We start from the raw sequence: 22,486 nt of genomic DNA, 5'->3' as shown, positions 1-22,486 counted from the left end.
AACCCGATTGAGATGAGTTATCCCCGAAAAGGCGAGAAACAGATTTCCGAGCTGACCAACGGCATCGTCGATCCCGTGCTGGCGAAGCGCGCCGGCATCAATACGACGTTGCTCGGCTGCTGGGACGAGATCGCCGGCGAGGATTTCGCCGATTGTACGCGGCCGGAAAAGATCGCCTGGGCAAGGCGCGGAGGGCCAGGCGAGGATAGTCGCTATCAGCCCGGCGTGCTGACGATCGCCTGCGAAGGCGCCCGCGCGCTCTTTCTCACCCATGCGCAGGGCGAACTCATTCAGCGCATCAACAGCTTCTTCGGCTTTCACGCCGTCCATCAGATCCGCATCGTGCAGAAGCCGGTCTCGGTCGCTTCAAGGCGGTCCCGCACGCCGCCGCCGCTGAAAGGCGAGGCGGCACGAAAGCTTGAGGGCATGATGGACGGAATAGAGGACGAAAAAATTCGCGCCGCCATCCAGAGATTGGGCACCGCGATGGCTTGGAAGCGGCGCTGAAAGGCCGGGCGAGCCGCTGTTTCGTGAATTGCGGAGGAAATTTAAGTTGTTTGTCTTTGCCAGGTCACAATTCTTTGAAGAAAGTTGGTCAAGCGTGCCTTGTTAGCGGCAACCAGCCGTTATATCGCATGAAACATTCGAAGACCTCTTTTAACGACGGGTGACTCTATGCCGATGTCCGACATGCTCTTGACCAAACGCCACCTGCTGGGCGGTTCTGCCGTTGCAGCCCTTTCTGTGACGTTCGCTGCCTTTGCCGACACCGCATCCGCCGCGTCCGGCGACGACGCCATTCCTCCGTCGGATGGCAATGTCGACATGAACGAGGTGCTGAAGCCCGGCCCGCTGCCGGAAGTCGCATTCGGCAAGGAAGATGCCCCGGTCAGGATCGTCGAATACATGTCGCTGACCTGCCCGCATTGCGCGCATTTCGCCGTCACGACCTTCGATACGATCAAGCAGAAGTATGTCGATACCGGCAAGGTTCGCTTCCTCATCCGCGAATTCCCGTTCGATCCGCGTGCCGCCGCCGCCTTCATGCTGGCCCGTTGCGCGCCGCAGGAACAGTACATGCCGATGGTCGAAATGCTGTTCAAGCAGCAGATCGCCTGGGCTTCGCCCGATGTCGATGGCCGCGCCGCATTGCTGCAAATGTCGAAACTGGCCGGTTTTACTGAGGATAGCTTCACGAAATGCTTGACGAACCAGAAGCTTCTGGATGATGTCAACTCCGTACGTGAACGCGCAGCCAAGGATTTCGGCGTCAACGCAACGCCGACCTTCCTGATCAATGGCAAGCGCTATGCAGGGGACATGTCTATTGGTGCCATGTCGAAGCTTATCGACAGCCTGCTCTGATCCGCGCCTTTTTGAACCACAGGCGGGCGGCCATGGTCGCGCGCCTGTGACGCACCTCTCTACGTACGAGCCCACGGACGCCGCCTCGGCATCCCTAATGGTCACTTTGCGCGCGACCTTCTCCTTCAAAAGGAGAAGGGGGCATACCCTATGAAGTTCAACAGGCTTCGACTCGTCGGTTTCAAATCCTTCGTAGAGCCGGGCGAATTCGTCATCGAGCGCGGCCTGACCGGCGTCGTCGGGCCGAACGGCTGCGGCAAGTCCAACCTGGTCGAAGCGCTGCGCTGGGTGATGGGCGAGAATTCCTACAAGAACATGCGTGCCTCCGGCATGGACGACGTCATCTTCTCCGGATCGGGTAACCGTCCGGCGCGCAATACCGCCGAAGTTGGCCTTTATCTCGACAATAGCGACCGCACCGCGCCTGCAGCCTTCAACGATAGCGACGAAATCCAGGTGACGCGCCGCATCGAGCGCGAGCAAGGCTCTGTCTACCGTATCAACGGCAAGGAAGCGCGCGCCAAGGATGTGCAGCTGCTGTTTGCCGATGCCTCCACCGGCGCCCGCTCGCCGTCGATGGTCGGGCAGGGGCGTATCGGCGAGCTGATCCAGGCAAAGCCGCAGGCACGCCGCCAGCTCCTGGAAGAGGCGGCAGGCATTTCCGGCCTGCATTCGCGCCGCCACGAGGCCGAGTTGCGGCTACGCGCCGCCGAAAGCAATCTCGAGCGGCTCGATGATGTGACGTCGCAGCTCGAAAGCCAGATCGAGAGTCTGAAGCGTCAGGCGCGCCAGGCCAACCGTTTCAAGATGCTCTCGGCGGATATTCGCGCCCGTGAGGCGATGCTGCTGCATATCCGCTGGGTGCAGGCCAAGGAGGCCGAAGCAGAGGCTGATAGCGCGCTCAACCAGGCAACCGTGCTCGTCGCCGAAAGGGCGCAGATCCAGATGGAGGCGGCAAAAGCGCAAGGCATAGCCAGCTTCAAGCTGCCGGAGTTGCGCGATGACGAGGCGAAGGCTGCTGCCGCCTTGCAGCGGCTGCAGTTCGCCCGCAACCAGCTGGAAGAGGACGCCAATCGCATCTTGCGCCGGCGCGACGAGCTGACCCGCCGGCTGGCGCAACTGGCCGAAGACATCCGCCGCGAGGAGCGCCTCGTTGCCGACAACGCTTCCATCCTCGCCAAGTTGGACGCGGAAGAAGCAGATCTTGCCGACATTCTTGCCGATTCCGGCAGGCTTGCCGAGGAGACGCGATTGGCCTTCGAAGAAGCGGCCGCCAAGCTTGCCGACAGCGAGCGGATTTTTACCGCCCTGACCGCAGAACGCGCCGAGGCTGCGGCTGCCCGCAATCAGCTCGAACGCGCCATTCGCGATCTTGCCGACCGTAAGATGAGGCTGGAACGCCAGGCGGACGAAGCGAACCGCGAACTTGCCGCCATCGACGAGAAGATGGCCGATCTGCCTGACCCCAGCGAGAAGCGCGATATGGTCGAGGCGGCGGAAAACGCCGTTGCGGATGCGGAAGGCGAGATCCAGCGCATCGAAGCGGTTCTTGCTAGGGCTCGCGAAACAGAGGCGCTGTCGCGCGGGCCGGTTGAGCAGGCGCGGGCGCGTCTGAATGCGCTCGAAACCGAAGCGCGCACCATTTCCAAGATGTTGGCGGCGGGCGATACGTCGGGCGCCTTTTCGCCTGTTGCCGAGGAGCTGCGCGTCGACCGCGGCTTCGAGACTGCTCTCGGCGCTGCTCTCGGCGACGATCTGGAATCCTCGCTCGATGCCCAGGCTCCGGTCTATTGGTCGGACAACGGCAGCGGTCCGAGCGACCCTGCGCTGCCGGGAGGCGTTGTGCCGTTGATCACCCATGTCGGCGCGCCGGCGGCGTTGACGAGGTGCCTTCGTCAGATCGGCATCGTTTCGGCAGAGGACGCCCTGCGGCTGATGCCGGAGCTGAAGCCGGGACAGCGGCTGGTGACCAGGGATGGCGCCGTGTTCCGCTGGGATGGCCATGTGACCGGTGCTGATGCGCCGAGTGCGGCTGCCTTGCGGCTGGCCCAGAAGAACCGCCTCTCCGAGCTGGAAGCCGAAGCTGAACTCGCTCGCGATGTGCTCATGGAGGCTGAAGAGCGCCTTTCGGCAGCCGCGGATGCGATCAGGGGCGAAGAAGGTCGTCTGGCCACCGCCCGCGATGCCAGCCGGCTCTCTGCCCGGCATCTGGCCGAGGCTCGTGAAGCGCTTGCCGCTGCCGAGCGGGCCTCCGGCGATCTCATCCGCCGCCGCGACGTGATCGCCGAGGCGGTCAGCGGGCTGCAGGAGCAGCTGGAAGATGTGGCGATGCAGGACGAAAATGCCCGCATCGAACTGGAAGATGCGCCGGATCTCGCAGCCGTTGATTTGAAGCTGCGCAATCAGCAGGTGGAAGTCGCGACGGATCGCGGCGCTCTGGCCGAAGCCCGCGCTCGTCATGAGGGCTTGAACCGGGAAAACGAGGCACGACAGCGGCGCGTTCTGGCCATCCGGCAGGAGCGCGACACATGGCGCCAGCGCGCCGTGAGCGCCGAAGAACATATTCAAACGCTGCGCGACCGCGAAGAGGAAGCGCGTGATGAGGCTTCCGAGCTCGATCTTGCGCCGGATGAATTCGACGACAAGCGCCGCGCATTGATGAACGAGCTGCAGAAGGCTGACGAAGCCCGCCGTGCCGCCGCCGACCGTCTTGCCGAAGCCGAGGTCGTTCAACGCGAGGCCGATCGTCATGCCGCAACCGCGCTGTCCGAACTCGCCGAAAGCCGTGAAAAGCGCGGGCGCATCGAGGAGCGGCTGGTGTCTGCGCGGGAGCGCCGGCAGGAAAGCGAGCTGCGCATCCGCCAGGCCCTCAATGTCGAGCCGCATGAGGCCATGCGCCTGACCGGCCTGTCGCCGTCGCAAGGCGTGCCGGACCTGCGTGAGGTTGAGCGCGAGCTGGAACGGCTGAAGATGGAGCGTGAGCGTCTCGGCGCCGTCAACCTGCGCGCCGAGGAAGAGAGCAAGGAGCTGACGGAGCGGCTGCAGGCACTGATCAAGGAGCGCGATGACGTCATCGACGCCATCCGGAAGCTGCGCGGCGCGATCCAGAGTCTCAATCGCGAGGGCCGCGAGCGTCTCATCGTCGCCTTCGACATCGTCAATGCGCAATTCCAGCGGCTGTTCACGCACCTTTTCGGCGGCGGCACGGCCGAACTTCAGCTCATCGAATCCGACGATCCGCTGGAGGCAGGCCTGGAAATCCTCGCCCGCCCGCCAGGCAAGAAGCCGCAGACCATGACGCTGCTTTCGGGCGGCGAACAGGCGCTGACGGCCATGGCGCTGATCTTCGCCGTGTTTCTCACCAATCCAGCGCCGATCTGCGTTCTGGACGAAGTGGACGCGCCGCTCGACGACCACAATGTCGAGCGCTATTGCAATCTGATGGACGAGATGGCTGCTTCGACAGAGACGCGGTTCGTGGTCATCACCCATAATCCCATCACCATGGCGCGTATGGATCGCCTCTTTGGCGTGACCATGGCCGAGCAGGGCGTCTCGCAGCTCGTCTCCGTCGATCTGCAGACGGCCGAGCGCCTGCGCGAGATCGCCTGAGGGCCGTTCCGCCGGGAATGGAAGAAAACTGTTCTAATATAAACAAGAAATTGCCGCTTCGGCTGCCGCACAGCCTGAAAGCGTGATAGTTTCGTTTTCGATCAACAACATGTGGCGCTAATCCGCCCGGAAGGGAAGTATGTCTGGATCTGGTGGCGGTATTTTCGATTTCCTCGGAATACTCGCCGTGCTGCTGCTCGTTGCCGCCAATGGCTTTTTCGTTGCGGCTGAGTTTTCTCTGGTTTCCGTTCGCCGCAGCCGCGTGACGGAGCTGGTTGCCGAAGGGCGGATGAACGCCAAGTCGCTGCAGAAGGCGGTCGACAATCTCGACGCCAATCTGGCGGCTACGCAGCTTGGCATCACGATTTCCTCGCTCGCCCTCGGCTGGGTCGGCGAGCCCGCACTCGCCCATCTCCTGGAACCGCTTCTCGATTTCCTGCCCGGAGCATGGGCCGCGGCCAGCTCTCATGCGATCGCCGTCGCCATCTCCTTCATCATCATCACCGCTCTGCATATCGTGCTCGGCGAACTCGCGCCGAAGAGCCTGGCCTTGCAGCGCAGCGAGGGGACGGCTCTAGGCGTGGTGCGGCCGCTCGGCTTGTTCCTATTCCTGCTGCGCCCAGCGATCACCGTGCTCAATGGTCTCGGCAATCTGGTCCTGCGTCTTTTCGGGCTGCAGCCGGGTGCCGGCGAGGGGTCGCTGCATTCGCCCGCCGAGATCAAGCTCCTGATCGCTGAAAGCCAGGAAGCCGGCCTTCTTGAGCAAGCACAGCAGGATCTGGTCGAACGTGTCTTCAATATCGGCAACCGCGATGTCTCCAACATCATGACGCCGCGGCTGGAGGTCGACTGGATCGATACCGACGATACGCCGGCGGAGATACAGAAGACCATTCGCGAAAGTCGTTTCGAGCAGCTTCTCGTCGCGCGTGGTTCGATCGACGAGCCGATCGGCATGATCCTGAAGAAGGATCTGCTTGATCAGCTTTTGAACGGCGAGCCACTGAACCCGATGGCCGTTATCCGCCAGCCGCTTGTCGTCCACGAGTCCACAGCCGTCTTCAAAGTGCTCGAAAACTTCAAGCGTGCGCCTGTCCGCCTTGCCATGGTCATCGACGAGTATGGCAGCCTGGAAGGCATCGTCACCCAGACGGATCTGCTGGAGGCGATTGCCGGCGATCTGCCCGATATGGAAAACGAGACGCCCGACGTGGTCGAGCGTGCCGACGGCTCGCTGCTGATGGAAGGCATGATGCCGGTTTATGATGCCTTTGCGAGGCTCGGTCTGCGCGAGGGTGAGGAAGACGTCAATTTCCACACGCTTGCTGGCTTCGCCCTTTACCAGCTCGGCCACCTGCCCGAGGTGGGCGAAAGCTTCACCTTCGGCGGTTGGCATTTCGAGATCGTCGATCTCGACGGCATGCGGATCGACAAGATATTGGCGCAGCGAGAAACGCAATCCTAGACGCCGATTCGGACCAATCGATTGAAATATGAGGCCTGTGCACCATATTTATTGTGCAGCGCAACATTTTGCCGTATTTGTCGATTTTCATTTGCGCCTCAATGAATTAAGTTCAACCCGGGAGTTGGACGAGACAATGACGAAGTGGGTTTATACATTCGGCGACGGCAAGGCCGAGGGAGGCGCTGCAGACTATGCGAGGCTCGGCGGCAAGGGCGCGAACCTTGCCGAGATGTGCAGTCTCGGCATGCCGGTCCCTCCAGGATTGACGATCGTCTGCGACGCCTGCACTTCCTATTACAAGAATGGCCGCATCATCCCTGATGAGCTGAAACCGCAGGTCATGCAGGGCCTGAAGCAGATGGAGGCCATTACAGGGCGTAAATTCGGCGATATCGTGCGGCCGCTGCTGGTTTCCGTGCGTTCTGGCGGCCGTGCTTCCATGCCTGGCATGATGGATACGGTCCTCAATCTCGGTCTTAACGATACCACGGTGCAGGCGCTCGGCCACGATGCCGGGGACGCACGCTTCGCCTGGGACAGTTACCGCCGCTTCATCCAGATGTATGCCGATGTGGTCATGGGTCTCGACAACGAGGTTTTCGAGGAAATTCTCGAGGATGAGAAGGCTCGGTTCGGCCATGAGTTCGACACCGACCTGACAGCAGTTGAATGGCAGCATGTTGTCTCGCTCTACAAGTCGGTCATCGTGGAGGAGTTGGGCCAGGCCTTTCCGCAGGAGCCTGAAGTCCAGCTCTGGGGCGCCGTCTCCGCCGTCTTTTCCAGCTGGATGAACGCGCGCGCCGTCACCTATCGCCATTTGCACAATATTCCCGAGGTTTGGGGCACCGCCGTCAATATTCAGGCGATGGTTTTCGGCAATCTCGGCAATTCCTCGGCGACCGGGGTCGCCTTCACCCGCAATCCGTCGACGGGCGAGAAGGAGCTTTACGGCGAATTCCTCGTCAATGCGCAGGGGGAAGATGTCGTCGCCGGTATCCGCACGCCGCAGAGCATCACCGAGGCTGCCCGGATCGCCTCCGGCTATGAACGACCGTCGATGGAAAAGCTGATGCCGGAAGCCTTCGCCGAGTTCCGGAGCATCTGTGCGCAACTGGAAGCGCATTATCGCGACGTTCAGGATCTGGAATTCACCATCGAGCGCGGCAAGCTCTGGATGCTACAGACCCGCGCCGGCAAGCGCACCACCAAGGCCGCCATGAAGATCGCCGTCGATATGGTCGACGAGGGGATGATCACGGAAGACGAAGCCGTCTCCCGCATCGACCCGATGACGCTCGATCAGCTGCTGCATCCGACCATCGATCCGCGCGTCCGCCGCGATGTCATCGGATCCGGCCTTCCCGCTTCGCCCGGTGCTGCTACCGGCGAGATCGTCTTTACCGCCGAAGAGGCGATCGTCGCCGAAGAGGAAGGCCGAAAGGCCATTCTCGTGCGGATCGAAACCAGTCCCGAAGATATTCACGGCATGCATGCGGCCGAGGCGATCCTCACCACCCGCGGCGGCATGACCAGTCACGCGGCCGTCGTCGCCCGTGGCATGGGCATCCCCTGCGTCGTCGGTGCCGGCACCATGCGCATCGATATGCGCAATGAAAGGCTGATCGGCATCGGCGTCACCTTGACGAGGGGTGACATCATCACGATCGACGGCTCCACCGGCCAGGTGCTGAAGGGCGAGGTGCCGATGATCCAGCCGGAGCTTTCCGGTGATTTCGGGCGCATCATGACCTGGGCCGATCGCGCGCGCCGCATGACGGTGCGCACCAATGCGGACACGCCGGCCGATGCGCGGGCCGCGCGCTCCTTCGGTGCCGAAGGCATCGGGCTTTGCCGTACCGAACATATGTTTTTCGAGGGCGACCGCATTCATGTGATGCGCGAGATGATCCTTGCCGAAGATGAGGCAGGACGTCGTGCAGCTCTTGCCAAGCTGATGCCGATGCAGCGGCTCGACTTCACCGGCATGTTCGTCATCATGCACGGCCTGCCGGTGACCATTCGCCTGCTCGACCCGCCGCTGCATGAATTCCTCCCGAAGACAGACGAGGAGATTGCCGAGGTTGCCGGCAGCATGGGCATGGAGCCAGCCATGCTGCGCCAGCGCGTCGATGCCCTGCATGAGTTCAATCCCATGCTTGGCCATCGCGGTTGCCGGCTGGCGATTTCCTACCCCGAGATTGTCGAGATGCAGGCGCGGGCGATCTTCGAGGCGGCGGTTCTGGCGGCACGCGAGACGGGTGCCGCCGTCGTGCCCGAGATCATGGTGCCGTTGGTCGGCCTGCGTTCGGAGCTCGACTACGTCAAGGACCGCATCGACGAGGTGGCCCGTACCGTCATGTCCGAAGCGAAGATGAAGATCGATTATCTCGTCGGCACGATGATCGAGCTGCCGCGCGCGGCATTGCGTGCCCATATCATCGCTGAGGCCGCCGAATTCTTCTCCTTCGGCACCAACGACCTAACGCAGACCACCTTCGGCATATCGCGCGACGATGCCGCTGCCTTCATTCCGACCTATCAGCGCAAGGGCATCATCGAGCACGACCCGTTCATATCTCTCGATTTCGACGGGGTAGGGGAACTGATCCGCATCGCTGCCGAACGCGGCCGCCGCACGCGCAACGACATGAAGCTCGGCATCTGCGGCGAGCATGGCGGCGATCCCGCCTCTATCCATTTCTGCGAGGATATCGGACTGGATTACGTGTCCTGCTCACCCTTCCGCGTGCCGATCGCACGGCTCGCAGCCGCGCAAGCGGCGATCAAGGGACGAGCTTGACATTATTAGGTGGAACGCCGTTTTCGTTTAGCGGCGCCAGTAGCCGCGATGATAGTAATATCCCGGACCGCCGACCACGACTGTCGGCCCCCAGAAGAAATCATTGTTGCTTTCCATAAAGGCGCGCTGATCCGCGCGTCGGCTAAGATCCTGATTCATCAGGCAATTGGCAAAATTCTCCGAGCCGCGCTTGAAGCCGTAGCTGCCGCATCTTGCCTCGTCGGCCGCTCGGATTTCCTCGGCCGTCTGGCACGACGAGAGCACGAAGGCGATGGCGAGGAGGGAGAAGATGGAAGCGGCGATACGCATGACTTGATGTCCTGAATGCAGAGATGCAATCATGAATTATAGCGTCGCGGCTGAGCGCGCGAAAGGCCTATCGTCGTCGCAGGCCGGAACGCCAAGAGCAATTCCAGGAAAGGTGCGCAGCGGTTTTCCGTCCGGAATTGCGTAAAAACAACAAGTGAGAGCGGTTCTCAGATCCGTGAAGAACTGAACTGCCCTAGGCTGCTTCTCTCAGCCTTTCAGGCAGCCGCTGCAGCAGGTTGACGAAGGCATCGGCGAAACGCAGCAGGTGTTCGGTTTCCTCATCCGGCTGCAGCAGGTGGATTTCCGCCCCGTCTTCGTCGAGCGCCGCAAAAAGGGTGCGCATCGTCGCGTCCGGTTCCGGAATCCTGATCACCGCCAGCCTGCGGCAATCGGGGATCAAGCCCGTGGCGGGAAGATCGAACAGGAAGTCGCCGCGCACGGACGAGGCCGCGCGTCGTACGGCTTCGCAGAAAGAGGGCTCGCCACCGGAAAAACCTTCGAGCGAAAGCTCAAGTTCGAGAAGCTCGAGCGGCAGGACCGGGTCTGCTGTATCAGCCGCGGCAATGGCCGCTGCCGGCATCGGCTTGGCGGCGATGTCTTGAGAAAGCATCGGTTCCATCTCATCAAGTCCCTTCAAAGCCTCGATAAAACGCCAAAGAATGGCCTTTTTTGGGAATTTAAGCAAGCGCTCACGTTTTTGCGTTAGCTATTACTGGTTTCAGCTTCGACGAGACATCGCTGACAGACGACATGACATTCGATTTATTTTCACCGCTTCTTGCTTTAAACATGGATCACTTTCCGGGATTCGGTGCATCCGGCTTCCGATCCGACGCGCCGCCGAGCCCTTGATGACTATTCGCTTCGACCGTCCCGTTTCACATGCTGCCCGCGCCGCGCGTTTGATTGCCGCCTTTGCGCTGGTGCTCTGCGGGGTGACGCTGATCGGCCATCGTTTCGGGCCTTTGGAAATGCCCTATTTCGTGCTGCTGATCTTGATCTCGGCAGGTTGCGCCGGCGTTGCCGTGTTTTTGGCAGCGATCGGTCTTGCCCAGCTTTGGCAAAACGCTGCCTTCGGCGGCGTCTCGGCCGTCAAGGCAATCCTTTACGCGGCGTTGCCGCTTGCCATTCTCGGCTTCGGCGTCGAGCGCTATTGGAGCCGCCCGCCGATCTACGAAGTGTCGACCGATCTCAATGACCCGCCGGCATGGCTTGCGGCGCCGGACGCCACGCAGATCTGGCTGCCGCCGCGCCATCTGGTGACCCAGCAGGAGCGCGAGGGGCAATTCGAAGCTTATCCCGCCCTGATCAGCCGCCGCTATGAAGGCGCTGCCGACCGCGTGCTGGAGGCTGTGCGCAAGGTGGCGAGGGACAGCCATATCACCATCGTCAAGGCTGAGGGGGCCGACGTCGCCGATCCCAACGGCGCTGCGAAGCCCAAGCGCCGTACCCGTATTCAGACCACCAGGCCGGCGCAGGACGACACCGCCGTCGGCGACATGCCTGATTTTGTCCCGGTACCGACGCCGCGTCCCTTCCGCGATGGTGTCGCCGATCTGATCCGTCAGAATACCGATGTTGTCTTGCAGGGCGAGATGCGTACCCGCATTCTCGGTCTCCCCTGCGATGTGCTGATCCGTCTTCGCGAGGAGGCCGAAACGACGCTCGTCGATATTCGCGTCGCCTCCCGCTACGGACAGAATGATCTCGGTGTCAGCGCCGACACGGCAGATCGCTTTCTGAAGACGCTCGATGCCGAGCTGCTCGGCATCGCGGGAAGCTGAGACGGCTCAGATGGGGCGGTAGGTTCCCGCCAGTGCCGGAGGACCGTCTGTTTCCACGCGCCCCTTCTCAACGAGATCTTCCAGATGCGCCAGTACCGAAAGTGCGGCTGCGCCATGCAGGCGCGGGTCCGTATCGCGATAGATGGCTTTCACCATATCGGGGATCAGGCGGTCGCCGACCTTGATGCGCTCCAGCACGGCGCGCTCGCGCATGCGGCGATGGGTTCTGAGCCCGCGCATGAAAGACGCAGGCTCCTTCACCGGCCCGCCATGGCCCGGCAGGAACAACCGGTCCTCGCGGGCAAGAAGCCGCTCCAGCGAGGCCATGTAATCCGCCATGGATCCATCCGGCGGCGCGACGATCGATGTGGCCCAGGCCATGACGTGATCGGCGGAGAAGACGATGCCGGTGCCGTCGAGCGCGAAGCAGGCGTGGTTTGCCGTATGGCCCGGTGTCAGCAGCGCCGTCATCTGCCAGCCGTCTCCGGAGACGCTTTGGCCGTCGCCAAGCACGATATCCGGCTGGAACTCCATGTCGGAGCTTTCGGCGAAGGGGTTGACCTCGCCCTGATAGAGAGGCCGTGCGGCGCGGTGCGGCCCTTCGCCGACAGTGAGCGCGCCCGTCGCCTCTTTCAGCCGCTTTGCGAGCGGCGAGTGATCGCGGTGGGTGTGGCTCACGAAGATATGGGTGACCTCGCGCCCCTCCAGAGCTGCCATCAAGCCGGCGAAATGCGCCTCGTTTTCGGGGCCAGGGTCGATGACCGCCACGGACGAACCGCCGACGATGTAGCTGTTGGTGCCGTGGAAGGTGAAGGCGCTTGGGTTGTTGACCGTCATGCGTTCGATGCCGGGCGCAACGGGGACAGCGCGGCCATAGGCGGGCTCGAAGGCAAGGTCGAAGTCAGGCGTGCTCATGATTGCTTGTATTCGATTTCGATAAAGGACATCGGCTCCGAGCCGGCATTGACGACGTTATGCTCGACACCCGCCTCGCGCCGATAGGCGGCACCCTTGGCGATGTCGACACGGCGGCTACCATCAGGCTCTTCCAGCAGAAACTGACAATCCGTCATCGGCACGACGACATAACCAAGGCCATGGACATGATGCCCGGTATCGGCGCCCGGCTCGAAATCCCAGCGCGTGATGCGCACCACGGCGTCATCGAGTAGTATAGTAGGAACGGCCGGCGGGCGGGCGCGAAACTGGCTCATCGGGCCTCCTCGTTGGGATTGCGGTGCGGCAAGACCTATCATAGCCGCCCAAAAAGCACACAGAAATATGCGTCCCCGCATAACTTAGTGATTGTGGCGGCAAGCGACCTTTGCTAATCAGACGCCGGTTTGGCGGAGATTGAAGCCATTTCCTCTGTTGGGGCGTCGCCAAGCGGTAAGGCACCGGTTTTTGGTACCGGCATTCCCAGGTTCGAATCCTGGCGCCCCAGCCATTTCCTCTTTCTCATTGTTTTGAGAAAAAGCACTTTGCAATATCTTTGTTGGCGGTCGACTCGCGTTCTTCAAAGCGCTCGCTGCGCTCCCTTTCTTCGTAGTTCAGGGCCCTGGGGGAACCTGCAAACAAAACAGGCGGCCCCTGTAGGCCGCCCGCTGGTATTGTCTCGTGGTGAAGCTTTGGCCTCAATCTGCCTGTTCAGCCTGTTCAGCCTTTTCCGGCGGCGCCAGAAGCTCGGCGCAATAGGAAGAGCCGCTGATACCAGGCTGGTCGCCAAGGATGTGGACCGAACGGATCTCGTAGCTCTGGTTGGTAACGATATCAGCTTTGCAGCTGAGAGAGCGCTTTCCGGTCTTCTTGCCGTCCTTGGTCTTGATGGTGACGTTCTTGTAGCCGCCGCGCCAGGTGTAGACACGGCTGCCGCCGTCGTCGCGGTCGGAGAGTGGCGGGCCGTAGGCTGCGAAGAAGCGCCCGGCGGACTGGCCTTGCCAGCGATCCTGAACGGGGTTCTTTGCCAGCAGCGGCAGGGCCGCTTTCATTGTCGTCGTTGTGGTGCTGCAACCGGCTAGCGCCAGCAACAGTCCCGCCGCGGTGATCATGCGGATATTCATCGTGTCGTCCTTGAGCTTCTGTCTCGCATCGGTCGCAGAAAGCCGCGCTGTCCCACGACGTTTCCACCTGTCCCGCCTAGGGCTTTAGCGCCAAAGCCGGCAAAAGAAAATTCCTATCCGCGTGTACAAGCGGGATTTTACTTGATCTGTTGCGTCTTTTGCACGCTGGCAGTTTCGGCACCTGTTTCCTGCCAATTTTCTAGGCAGATGCGGTTGTAATCTTTTCGTCAAAAATCAAACGCTTTTTTTGAAATTGGTGCTTGTGCATCAAAAATGGCTGGTCTATAGAAGCGCCGCTGGTCACGGAGTGTAGCGCAGTCTGGTAGCGCACCACGTTCGGGACGTGGGGGTCGAGTGTTCGAATCACTCCACTCCGACCAGCTTAAAATACTGATCTTTTTCCCGAAAAATCCCCCATAGAGATATTCTCTCCAATCCCGGTCGCAGGATCGGGTGAACCAGATCCGTTCGCTGTCGCGGCTGCTTGGTTGCCCGCATGGCCGGTAGGTGCTCTGCAATGGCGGGGAATACCGCCCACGCTTGCGGGATGGTCCGAAGGCCAATGACTGTCCTCTTGTTTCCTCGCCGTTAGCATCCGTTCGTCTTTCAGGCACGCTTTTGCAAAACCGGCTCTTTTTGTCGTGCGAAGCACCATATACAAAGGGAGGGCGCGTGCATCCGACTCAGGCTTGGGATGATTTGCGGGCGCTGTAGCGGAGGGATGGTATGAGTCTTGCTGTAGGAGTGGCCGAAACGGCCGGGGAAGGGCGCATGCGTCGGCCGCAACGCTATGGCCTGTGGTCTCGCGCTATCGTCGGGCGCAGGCTGGGGATTGCGACGGGCCTTGGCGTATCGGCCTTAAGTGCCGCATTTCTTCTGGCTTCCAGCGGCAATGCTCTACATGCTGCCGATTGCGGCAACGTCGCAGCGCCGGGTCTCGATTGGAGCAAGTGCAGCAAGACCAACATCATGCTGCAGAACAGCGATCTGCATGGCGCCAATCTTGCCGGCGTCCATTTCGACAGCACGGATCTAAGCGAAACCAACCTGACGTCGGCCAATCTCGAAAAGGCGACACTGGTGCGCGCCTGGTTGAAGAATGCTCATGCCGATGGCGCAAACTTCAAGAAGATCGAGGCCTACCGTTCCGATTTCAGCAATGCGTCTGTCAATGATGCCTCCTTTGCCAATGCCGAGTTGCAGCGGGCTGAATTCGGCGGCGCGCAACTTGCCAATGCGGATTTTCAGAAGGCCGAGCTCGGCCGCGCCGATTTCAACAAGGCGGTGCTGTCAGGCGTGAATTTCTCCTTCGCAAACCTCTCGCGCGCGACGCTGAGCGGCGCTGTGATCCAGGGGCCGGTCTCCTTCAGCGGCGCCTTCCTGTATCTGACCCGCATCGAGGGGCTGGACCTCTCGAATGCGACAGGTCTGCAGCAGGCGCAGCTCAACCTGGCCTGTGGGGACAATGCCACCAAATTGCCATTGTGGCTGACGGCGCCCGCCGCCTGGCCATGCTCACCGGATGACCCGGATGACAAGGACTGATACGGCTGCCGAGGGAAGAGATCCTTAGAGAAGGCGTTATGCGATGTTTGCAGAGAAGACGATCCAGAACGACGGCAAGCCTGAATTCTATCGCGAGCTTGCGCTTCAGCTGCAGGCCTTGCTTGCGGGCGAGGAAGATCCGATCGCCAATGCTGCCAATACATCGGCGCTGATCTTCCAGATGCTGCCGGATCTCAATTGGGCAGGCTTCTATTTCCTGCGCACGAGCGACGAACTGGTGCTGGGCCCGTTCCAGGGCAAGCCGGCTTGCGTGCGCATTGCCGTCGGCCGCGGCGTCTGCGGAACGGCAGTAGAGAAGGCGCGCTCGATCCTCGTCGAGGATGTGCATGCCTTTCCGGGTCATATCGCCTGCGATGCCGCCTCGCGGTCGGAACTCGTGGTGCCGCTCTTCAGCGATGGCCGGGTGTTGGGCGTGATCGATCTCGACAGCCCCATTACCGGTCGTTTCGATGGTGACGATCAGGCCGGCATCGAGGCGCTTGCGGCAATTTATGTCAGTGCTTGCGAAGCGGACGGTCGAGCTGCGGGGCAGGGCGTCACGCACGCGTGATCGATATGGCAAATCGCGTTGGCGATGCCTATATTCGGCTCTGCAATCACTCCCTTAGCGCTGATCGAGCTTTATTCGGCCCTCTCCCATCCTAAAGCAGGACCCGGCCAAGCTCGAAATGCGTGCGGATGGGCAAGGAGAACAACAATGGGCAAATACAGCAAGACGACAGAGGCCATCGCCAAGCTTACCCCCGAGCAATATCGCGTGACGCAGCAGAGCGGCACGGAACGTCCGGGCTCCGGCGAGTATCTCTACAACAAGCAGTCGGGCATCTATGTCGATATCGTCTCGGGCGAGCCGCTTTTTGCTTCTGCGGATAAATTCGATTCCGGCTGCGGCTGGCCGAGCTTCACCAAGCCGATCGAACCCGCCAATGTCAGCGAGCTGACCGACCTGTCGCACGGCATGATGCGCGTCGAAGTGCGCTCGGCAAATGGGGACAGCCATCTGGGTCATGTTTTCCCGGATGGGCCGATCGATCGCGGCGGCCTGCGCTATTGCATCAATTCAGCCTCCCTTCGCTTCGTGCCGCGTGACCGCATGGAAGCAGAGGGCTATGGTGCCTATATCGATCAAGTGGAGGATGTAAGATGACAACGGAACGTGCAGTTCTCGCCGGCGGTTGCTTCTGGGGCATGCAGGATCTCATCCGCCGTTATAACGGCGTCATCTCGACGCGCGTCGGCTATAGCGGCGGCGACGTCCGCAATGCCACCTATCGCAACCACGGCACCCATGCCGAGGCGATCGAGATCATTTTCGATCCACAGAAGATCAGCTATCGCGACCTGCTGGAATTCTTCTTCCAGATCCATGATCCGTCCACAGCTAATCGCCAGGGCAATGATGTCGGCCTGAGCTACCGCTCGGCGATCTTCTACAGTAGCGACGAGCAGAAGCAGGTTGCGCTGGATACGATCGCCGATGTCGACGCCTCCGGCCTGTGGCCCGGCAAAGTCGTCACCGAGGTTGCGCCGGTCAGCGATTTCTGGGAAGCAGAACCGGAACACCAGGATTACCTGGAGCGCTATCCGAACGGCTATACGTGCCATTTCGCCCGGCCCGGCTGGAAGCTGCCGCGCCGGCAGGCTGATACCGCGCAGCGCGCAGCGTCCTGATGGAGGGATCGGCCGGCTTTAGAGCATTTCCAGGAAAAGTGCACAGCGGTTTTCCGTCCGGAATGCGTAAAGAAACAAGAAGATAAAGTGTTTTCGCGATTCGAAGAGAAGCGGAAATTGTCTAGCCAGCTGAAACTCTTTCTCGGCACATGGGAGGTGAGGCGGCGGATCATCGATCGCTTCAATCGCTCCCTGATCACATTCGAGGGACAGGCGTCTGTGACGCCTGTCCAGTTCGAAGAGCACGGCGACACCCGAAGCGATAACGTGACGCTGAGAAGCAGCCGTACCTATCGGCTTGATGACGCAGATGACGATCTCGCCGTGCGTTTCCCCAATCTTTCGGAGTTCATCCGCATCGGCGAAGGCGCGTCGCAGCGTGTCACCCATCTTTGCGGTCCCGATTTCTACCGGGGCCGTCTCTTCTTTCGTAGCCCCAATGCATGGGCTGAGATGTGGCACGTGCGCGGGCCCAGGAAGCATTATCTGAGCCTCGCGCACTATCGACGTGCATAACTCCGCCCGTCCGCTGACGGCGGGCCGATTTATCGCGCCAGTCGTCGCCGTGCCTGCACCGCTTTTGCCAGATCCTCCAGCGTACGGACGGAGGTCGGCCAGTCAATGCAGCCGTCGGTAATGCTTTGGCCATAGACCAGCGGTTTGCCGGGCACGAGGTCCTGACGGCCCGCAACCAGATTGCTTTCCATCATCATGCCTTTGATCCGCCGGTCGCCTGCTGAGACCTGCTCCGCGACGGAGGTGACGACGAGCGGCTGGTTTTCCGGATTCTTGCTGCTATTGGCATGGCTGGCATCGATGATGATCCGCGGCTCGAGCCCGACTTTGAGCGATTGTTCCGCCGTCGCCTGGACGCTCGCAGCATCATAATTGGGCTGCTTGCCGCCACGCAGGATGATGTGGCAGTCCTCATTGCCGCGGGTCGACGCGATTGCGGCAAGGCCTTCCTTGGTCACGGCCGGGAAGTGATGCGGCTGTGATGCCGCGACGATGGCATCGAGTGCGATGCGCACGTCACCATTCGTGCCGTTCTTGAAGCCGACGGGGCAGGATAGGCCCGATGCCAGCTGCCGGTGCACCTGGCTCTCGGTCGTCCTCGCGCCGATCGCACCCCAGCTGACCAGATCGGAAATATATTGCGGCGTGATCGTATCGAGATATTCGCAGCCGGCCGGCAGGCCGATCTCGTTGACGTCGAACAGCAGCTTGCGGGCGATGCGCAGACCTTCCTCGATGCGGTAGCTGCCGTCGAGATGCGGATCGTTGATCAGGCCCTTCCAGCCGACGGTCGTGCGTGGCTTCTCAAAATAGACGCGCATGATGATTTCGAGATCGTCGGCGAAGCGGTCCCGCTGCTCTTTGAGTAGTGCCGCATATTCATGGGCCGCAGCTGGATCATGGATGGAGCAGGGGCCGATGACGGCGATCAGCCGGTCGTCCTCGTCGTGCAGGATATTGTGAACGGCATTGCGCGCCTGTGTGACGGTCGCCGTGACAGCCTCGTCACGGGGGATTTCGTCTATGATCCGAGAGGGCGGCGTCAGCGCCGTGATCTCGACAATGCGCAGGTCATCAGTGGAATTCAGCACGGTATCGGTTCCTTTGAGGGTCATACCGTGGCGACAAAAAAGCCGCCAGGTAGACTAGCGGCTGTTCGGGTCTTTGCTGTCGTGTCTCTTCTAACTACGCACAGGCCCGCCTCCGCTGAGAGCAGCGGTACGAATAAAATCGCGAGGCATATGCATAGTTGTTCGACATGAGCTGTCTCTACGACAAAAAATGCTGGATGTCGATGCCGTTGAAGGGGGAGAAATACGAGTGTTCAGACGGTACCGCCGTCGATCGCTTGGCAGTTGAAGCACGGGCTCATTGGCTGCGGTTCCGGCCACGATCGCAAGCCATCGCAGTGGCGCTGGATGAAACGACAAACCTCCTCTCGGAAGGACCGGTCCGACTTCGCTGGAAGCCGGACCAGTCCCCATCCGATCAGGGGTCAAGTCAGATCAGATCCTCGGGAAAGAGGTCTTAGAAGCTGCGCTGGAAGCGCAGGATACCGGCCCACTGGTCCTGATTGATGGAGTCCCAGTTGGTGTAGGATACTTCCGGCTGAACCAGAAGGCTCTTGACCGGGTTCCAACGGAGGTTTGCGGTTGCCGCGAAGATCTTCGAGTCGGTGTAGGCAACCTGAGCGTTAGCCTGCAGCTTTTCGTTGATCGGAACGGTTACGCCGCCCCAAGCAGCCCAGTCGCCCCAGCCGATGTTGGAGGCGGCGCCGGAACCGTTGGCGCTTGCGTACTTGTTCAGCTTGTCGCCGTTGGTGTTCCAGCCGCCCATCAAGAAGGCCTTGAAGACGCCGAAGTCGGCATCGACGCGAGCCTTGACTGCGCCTTCTTCGACGATGGAGTCATAACCGCCAACGACCTTGAAGCCGAAGTTGCCGGCCTTGTAGCCAGCACCGGCGACAACGTCAGGAGCGTAGTGGTTGGAACTGTCTTCGCCGTTGACGCCGGTAGCGCCCGTGCCCGAGTTGCTGTCTTCAACCGAGATAACAGCCGTGAAGCCGTTGCCGGCATCGTAGTTGTAGGTCAACTGGTTGAGTTCGTACGGGCCGTCATAGACGACGTCGTCGTTGATGACGTTGCCAGCGTAACCCATGTAGGAGTTATACTGCGAGTCGAGCTTGCCGACGGTGAAGCCGCCGAGGCTGATGTAGGCAGCGACCATCTTCGTGGAGGTCGAGCCGCCGTCCTGCCAATCCCAACGCATAAGGGTGTTGGTCTTCAGCGGGCCGTACTCGGTGTCGGAAGCGGTGTCGATGCTCAACTGAGCGCGGGTGTGCCACAGCGTGCCGAAATGGGTGTCCGGGGCATAAGCGTTGAACCACTTGCCTTCGGTACGGACCATGCCGCCGATCTTGAGGCAGGTTTCCGTGCCCGGGATGAAGAAGTAACCAGCGCCGTATGCGTCGCAGATGCGGACGTATTCGAGCGGTTCCGGCTCAGCGGCGACGATGGCATCAGCTGCCTGAGCGCCGGAAACTACTGCGAGAGCAGCAGCGGAGCCGAGAAGAAGGCTCTTGATGTTCATGAAAACTCCAATCCATAATAGATTGGGCACAGGCAACCGCGCCGAAAAACCGACGTGCCTTAACCCTATCCCTGTTTAAATACCCCGACTCGGGAGAAACGGGCCCCACCCGCTTCTGGTCGTTATTAAAGACGAATTCCTGTAAAGTTATATGATATATTTTTCTCAGAACGGTTTTTCCGTCATTTAAAAAATTTAGTTGCGCGAATGCCACAGATACAAACGTAGATAGTAAGTATTGCATAATATTGGTGACGTAATAGTCATTTGGGAAAACGAAATAATCGAATTCGGAGCTTAAAAACGTGCCGGATATAATTGAGTGATCGCTAAAAGATGAGGCGATTGGCGCGATCCATTCAAACGGATCTAGCAAACCCTCTAAAGTGGCGAGGGTGTCCCGTAACGAATAACGCGTTTTCCGATGCTATGCCGTTCGCTTGGAGGCCGAGCTTAGCAGCTTGCTCAACACCGAGCCGAGCATGATGCCCCACAACCCGCTGATCATGCCGACGACGATGTCGAGCGTCGAGCCGTAATTGCCGTTTGCCAGGAAATGCGAAAAGCAGAGTACCAGCACGCTGCCGATCATCAGCAGGCAGGTGAAGGATGGGGATTGCGGATAGGCGAGGCGGGCAAGCATGCCTGCAAGGCAAAGCGCCCCGGCGCGGAAAATGTCGAAAGGATTACCAAGCGCGGCCTGCCAATTGAGATGCGCAAAGGTCACGGCAACGAGCGCCGCGATATAAGTCCATGCGATAATCTTCAAAAACCGGTCTGATATCATGGGGATTTGATATAGCAGCGGCGCGCCCAAACGCCAGCCTCGCACCGTTGCGAAGAGGGAGGCGCATCGCGTTGGGGCGCGCACATTTTATGTGGTTGCGAAACATTATGTTGCGCCGCGAGTGCGCTTTCGGCGCTTTTCAGCCTTCGAATTGCCGCCTTGTCGTGTCGGGACGCTCCATGGGCCGGTCGGAATTGTTGTCCCAACCGGCCCATGAAATTGCTTAGGCTTTCGATATGCGGAGCTCTTCTTCTTCCGGCAACAATGGGGCAGCGTCCTCCGCCATATCGTTCGATGCTCCCCGGCCGAGGAAGGAGAAAACCACGATTGCGGTGATGGTCGTGATCGCGGTCAGGAGCCAGAGCAGCGCGCTGAAAGCATCGCCGTAACCGTGGATCAGCGCGTCATGACCGATCGCCGGCACATTTGATGCGGCGGCAGCAAGGTCGCCAGTGACGAGCCGTTGCGCGGCGGCCGAAGCCTGCTCGCCGGCCGGTGCCCCGAGTTTTGACTGGATGAAGGCGGAGAGGATGGCGCTGACGACGGCAAGGGCAACGCCTTCGCCGGCAACGCGCGTGGTGCTGAAGATGCCCGTTGCCATACCGGCCCGCTCTTTCGGAACGACGCTGACGGCCAGGCCATCCATCAGGCCCCAGGGCAGGCTGATGCCGATGCCGATCATCAAGAGCGGACCGATCAATGCCTGCGGTGCCGAACCGGCGGCGAAATGGCTGAGCCAGAAGAGACCTGCCGCTGAAATGAGAAGACCACCGCCGCAGATCGTTGCTGCGCTGAACCAGCGGGTCAGAAGACCGGCAATAACCGGCAGGATGAGAAGGGGCGCCGAAAGAGCGATCATCATCCGCCCGGCAGCAATCTCGCTCATACCCTCAATGCCGACAAAGCGCACGGGCAGCAGGATCAGCAGCACCACGAAGGCGTAGGCGGGCGCCGCCGCGAGCAGCTGCACGCCGACGAAGCGCGGATAGCGAAACAAGGTAAGATCCAGCATCGGCCTTTTCACCGAGCGTTCGATGATGCCGAAGGCGAGGAACAGCAACGCAGCGCCGGCCAGCAGCGCGATGACCAGCAGATCGCTCCAGCCGGTCTCCGGTGCACGCAGCACGCCATAGGTGAAGAGCGTCAGCGCAAGTGTGAAGCTCAGCGCTCCCGGCCAGTCGAGCCCGGTTGCGTCAGGGTCGCGGGATTCGCGCAGGAAATAGGCAGCCAGGCCAAGGGAGAGGAGCGCCAGAGCCACGACGAGCAGGAAGATCGACGGCCAGCCGAAGGCGTCGATCATCAGGCCGGATGCGATCGGCCCGAAGGCGAGGCCGACGCCAAAGCTGGAGCCGACGATGCTGAAAGCCCGCATGCGCGCAGTGCCGTCGAACTCCTGGGCGAGCGACGCCATGCCGCCTGAGAAGGCGGCGGCGGCGCCAAGACCTTGCAGTGCCCTTAATATGTCGAACAAGACGATATCGCCGGCGAAAGCCAGTCCGGCGGAGAACAATGCGAAGCAGCCGACGCCGGTCAGGAAGATGCGCCGACGTCCGAAGCTGTCGGCAAGCGCGCCGGCGGCCATTAGGCTGCTGCCGAAGGTCAACATGAAGGCATTGGTCACCCAGTTGAGAGCGATTGGACTGCCACCAAGCGATCGGCTGATGGCCGGCAGCGCAACGGCCGGGCCTGTGAATGTCAGCGGCATCGCTGCCGCCGCGCAGCAGACTGCGATGAGAACAAAGAATTTTTCGGTCGGACTTGCGACCTTTGTCTTGGGCGAGGTCATCGTCGGGTTTTCCGTTGGGTTCGAGCAAGGAGAACCGTGGGCGTTCCTGGGAGTGGATGCGAGCCGAGCGCTGCGGCCCACGGGCTTTGAGGGACCCCAGCAAGATAGTTTTGCTGTAATCTTATGATAATGAGGCTATTGCTCCATATATACCGGAAGAAAACGCTCGAATG

At 60.8% G+C, this 22,486-nt stretch carries 20 protein-coding genes and 2 tRNA genes; 13 read left to right on the top strand and 9 right to left on the bottom strand.

Going from position 1 to position 22,486, the window contains the following annotated elements; all coding sequences use genetic code 11:
• The first annotated feature begins 12 nt into the window (after window positions 1–12).
• The 5 genes from GA0061102_RS08850 (at window position 13) to ppdK (ending at window position 9,245) form a co-directional block, all read left to right on the top strand.
• A complete protein-coding gene (locus GA0061102_RS08850; protein ID WP_092846031.1) occupies window positions 13–507 on the top strand; it encodes a DUF721 domain-containing protein in 495 nt (164 codons plus the stop codon).
• A 168-nt stretch (window positions 508–675) separates the two neighbouring features.
• Complete coding sequence (locus tag GA0061102_RS08845) at window positions 676–1,365, top strand: DsbA family protein (RefSeq protein ID WP_092845984.1); 690 nt, start codon at window positions 676–678, stop codon at window positions 1,363–1,365.
• A 150-nt stretch (window positions 1,366–1,515) separates the two neighbouring features.
• Window positions 1,516–4,977 carry a chromosome segregation SMC family protein gene (locus GA0061102_RS08840; protein ID WP_092845982.1) on the top strand — a complete coding sequence of 1,154 codons (3,462 nt, stop codon included), beginning with the start codon at window positions 1,516–1,518 and terminating at the stop codon, window positions 4,975–4,977.
• A 139-nt stretch (window positions 4,978–5,116) separates the two neighbouring features.
• Entirely contained in the window at window positions 5,117–6,442 is a 1,326-nt protein-coding gene (locus GA0061102_RS08835) for a hemolysin family protein (RefSeq protein ID WP_092845980.1), read from the top strand.
• 136 nt (window positions 6,443–6,578) lie between these two features.
• Window positions 6,579–9,245 (top strand): pyruvate, phosphate dikinase, encoded by a 2,667-nt coding sequence (gene ppdK, locus GA0061102_RS08830; protein WP_092845978.1) that lies wholly within the window; start codon window positions 6,579–6,581, stop codon window positions 9,243–9,245.
• Between the two features lie 27 nt (window positions 9,246–9,272).
• Here the strand turns inward: ppdK and GA0061102_RS08825 are convergent, their stop codons facing one another.
• The gene (locus GA0061102_RS08825) at window positions 9,273–9,554 is read right to left on the bottom strand and encodes a hypothetical protein (RefSeq protein WP_092845976.1); all 282 of its coding nucleotides are present in this window, start codon (window positions 9,552–9,554) and stop codon (window positions 9,273–9,275) included.
• Window positions 9,555–9,747: 193 nt separating this feature from the next.
• On the bottom strand, window positions 9,748–10,164 hold the full coding sequence (locus GA0061102_RS08820; protein WP_092846027.1) for a hypothetical protein: 417 nt from the start codon (window positions 10,162–10,164) through the stop codon (window positions 9,748–9,750).
• A 241-nt stretch (window positions 10,165–10,405) separates the two neighbouring features.
• On the opposite strand from GA0061102_RS08820, the gene GA0061102_RS08815 reads away from it, so the two are divergent.
• Complete coding sequence (locus GA0061102_RS08815; protein WP_092845974.1) at window positions 10,406–11,338, top strand: DUF1499 domain-containing protein; 933 nt, start codon at window positions 10,406–10,408, stop codon at window positions 11,336–11,338.
• Window positions 11,339–11,344: 6 nt separating this feature from the next.
• Here the strand turns inward: GA0061102_RS08815 and GA0061102_RS08810 are convergent, their stop codons facing one another.
• Window positions 11,345–12,253: an MBL fold metallo-hydrolase gene (locus GA0061102_RS08810; protein ID WP_092845972.1), complete on the bottom strand. Its 909-nt coding sequence runs from the start codon at window positions 12,251–12,253 to the stop codon at window positions 11,345–11,347.
• On the bottom strand, window positions 12,250–12,552 hold the full coding sequence (locus GA0061102_RS08805; RefSeq protein ID WP_092845970.1) for a cupin domain-containing protein: 303 nt from the start codon (window positions 12,550–12,552) through the stop codon (window positions 12,250–12,252). The genes GA0061102_RS08810 and GA0061102_RS08805 overlap by 4 nt, the downstream gene beginning before the upstream one ends.
• A gap of 158 nt (window positions 12,553–12,710) precedes the next feature.
• Here GA0061102_RS08805 and GA0061102_RS08800 point away from each other — a divergent pair.
• Window positions 12,711–12,785, top strand: a tRNA-Gln gene (locus tag GA0061102_RS08800).
• Window positions 12,786–12,972: 187 nt separating this feature from the next.
• On the opposite strand, the gene GA0061102_RS08795 is transcribed toward GA0061102_RS08800, so the two are convergent.
• Entirely contained in the window at window positions 12,973–13,398 is a 426-nt protein-coding gene (locus GA0061102_RS08795; RefSeq protein WP_092845968.1) for a hypothetical protein, read from the bottom strand.
• 303 nt (window positions 13,399–13,701) lie between these two features.
• Here GA0061102_RS08795 and GA0061102_RS08790 point away from each other — a divergent pair.
• The 6 genes from GA0061102_RS08790 to GA0061102_RS34030 all read left to right on the top strand — a co-directional run bounded on the left by GA0061102_RS08790 (window position 13,702) and on the right by GA0061102_RS34030 (window position 17,151).
• Window positions 13,702–13,778 (top strand) — tRNA-Pro (locus GA0061102_RS08790).
• 391 nt (window positions 13,779–14,169) lie between these two features.
• Window positions 14,170–14,943: a pentapeptide repeat-containing protein gene (locus GA0061102_RS08785; RefSeq protein ID WP_092845966.1), complete on the top strand. Its 774-nt coding sequence runs from the start codon at window positions 14,170–14,172 to the stop codon at window positions 14,941–14,943.
• A 43-nt stretch (window positions 14,944–14,986) separates the two neighbouring features.
• On the top strand, window positions 14,987–15,514 hold the full coding sequence (locus GA0061102_RS08780) for a GAF domain-containing protein (protein ID WP_092845964.1): 528 nt from the start codon (window positions 14,987–14,989) through the stop codon (window positions 15,512–15,514).
• A 147-nt stretch (window positions 15,515–15,661) separates the two neighbouring features.
• Complete coding sequence (msrB, locus tag GA0061102_RS08775) at window positions 15,662–16,111, top strand: peptide-methionine (R)-S-oxide reductase MsrB (protein WP_092845962.1); 450 nt, start codon at window positions 15,662–15,664, stop codon at window positions 16,109–16,111.
• A complete protein-coding gene (gene msrA, locus GA0061102_RS08770) occupies window positions 16,108–16,635 on the top strand; it encodes a peptide-methionine (S)-S-oxide reductase MsrA (protein ID WP_092845960.1) in 528 nt (175 codons plus the stop codon). Before msrB ends, msrA begins: the two co-directional genes overlap by 4 nt.
• An 87-nt stretch (window positions 16,636–16,722) precedes the next feature.
• A complete protein-coding gene (locus GA0061102_RS34030) occupies window positions 16,723–17,151 on the top strand; it encodes a DUF6314 family protein (RefSeq protein ID WP_092845958.1) in 429 nt (142 codons plus the stop codon).
• A gap of 29 nt (window positions 17,152–17,180) precedes the next feature.
• Here the strand turns inward: GA0061102_RS34030 and GA0061102_RS08760 are convergent, their stop codons facing one another.
• From GA0061102_RS08760 to GA0061102_RS08745, 4 genes are all read right to left on the bottom strand, one after another.
• Window positions 17,181–18,266 carry a 3-deoxy-7-phosphoheptulonate synthase gene (locus tag GA0061102_RS08760; protein WP_167667935.1) on the bottom strand — a complete coding sequence of 362 codons (1,086 nt, stop codon included), beginning with the start codon at window positions 18,264–18,266 and terminating at the stop codon, window positions 17,181–17,183.
• 412 nt (window positions 18,267–18,678) lie between these two features.
• Window positions 18,679–19,740, bottom strand: a complete 1,062-nt coding sequence (locus GA0061102_RS08755) for a porin (protein WP_092845956.1) — start codon at window positions 19,738–19,740, stop codon at window positions 18,679–18,681.
• Window positions 19,741–20,167: 427 nt separating this feature from the next.
• The gene (locus GA0061102_RS08750; protein WP_092845954.1) at window positions 20,168–20,509 is read right to left on the bottom strand and encodes a hypothetical protein; all 342 of its coding nucleotides are present in this window, start codon (window positions 20,507–20,509) and stop codon (window positions 20,168–20,170) included.
• 241 nt (window positions 20,510–20,750) lie between these two features.
• Complete coding sequence (locus GA0061102_RS08745) at window positions 20,751–22,313, bottom strand: MFS transporter (RefSeq protein ID WP_092845952.1); 1,563 nt, start codon at window positions 22,311–22,313, stop codon at window positions 20,751–20,753.
• Window positions 22,314–22,486 lie beyond the last annotated feature (173 nt).

The organism is Martinezella miluonensis, assembly GCF_900094545.1.
GTDB classification, from domain to species: domain Bacteria; phylum Pseudomonadota; class Alphaproteobacteria; order Rhizobiales; family Rhizobiaceae; genus Rhizobium; species Rhizobium miluonense.
Note: the sequence above shows the minus strand (reverse complement) of the source record. Positions and strands in the feature narration are given on the sequence as shown.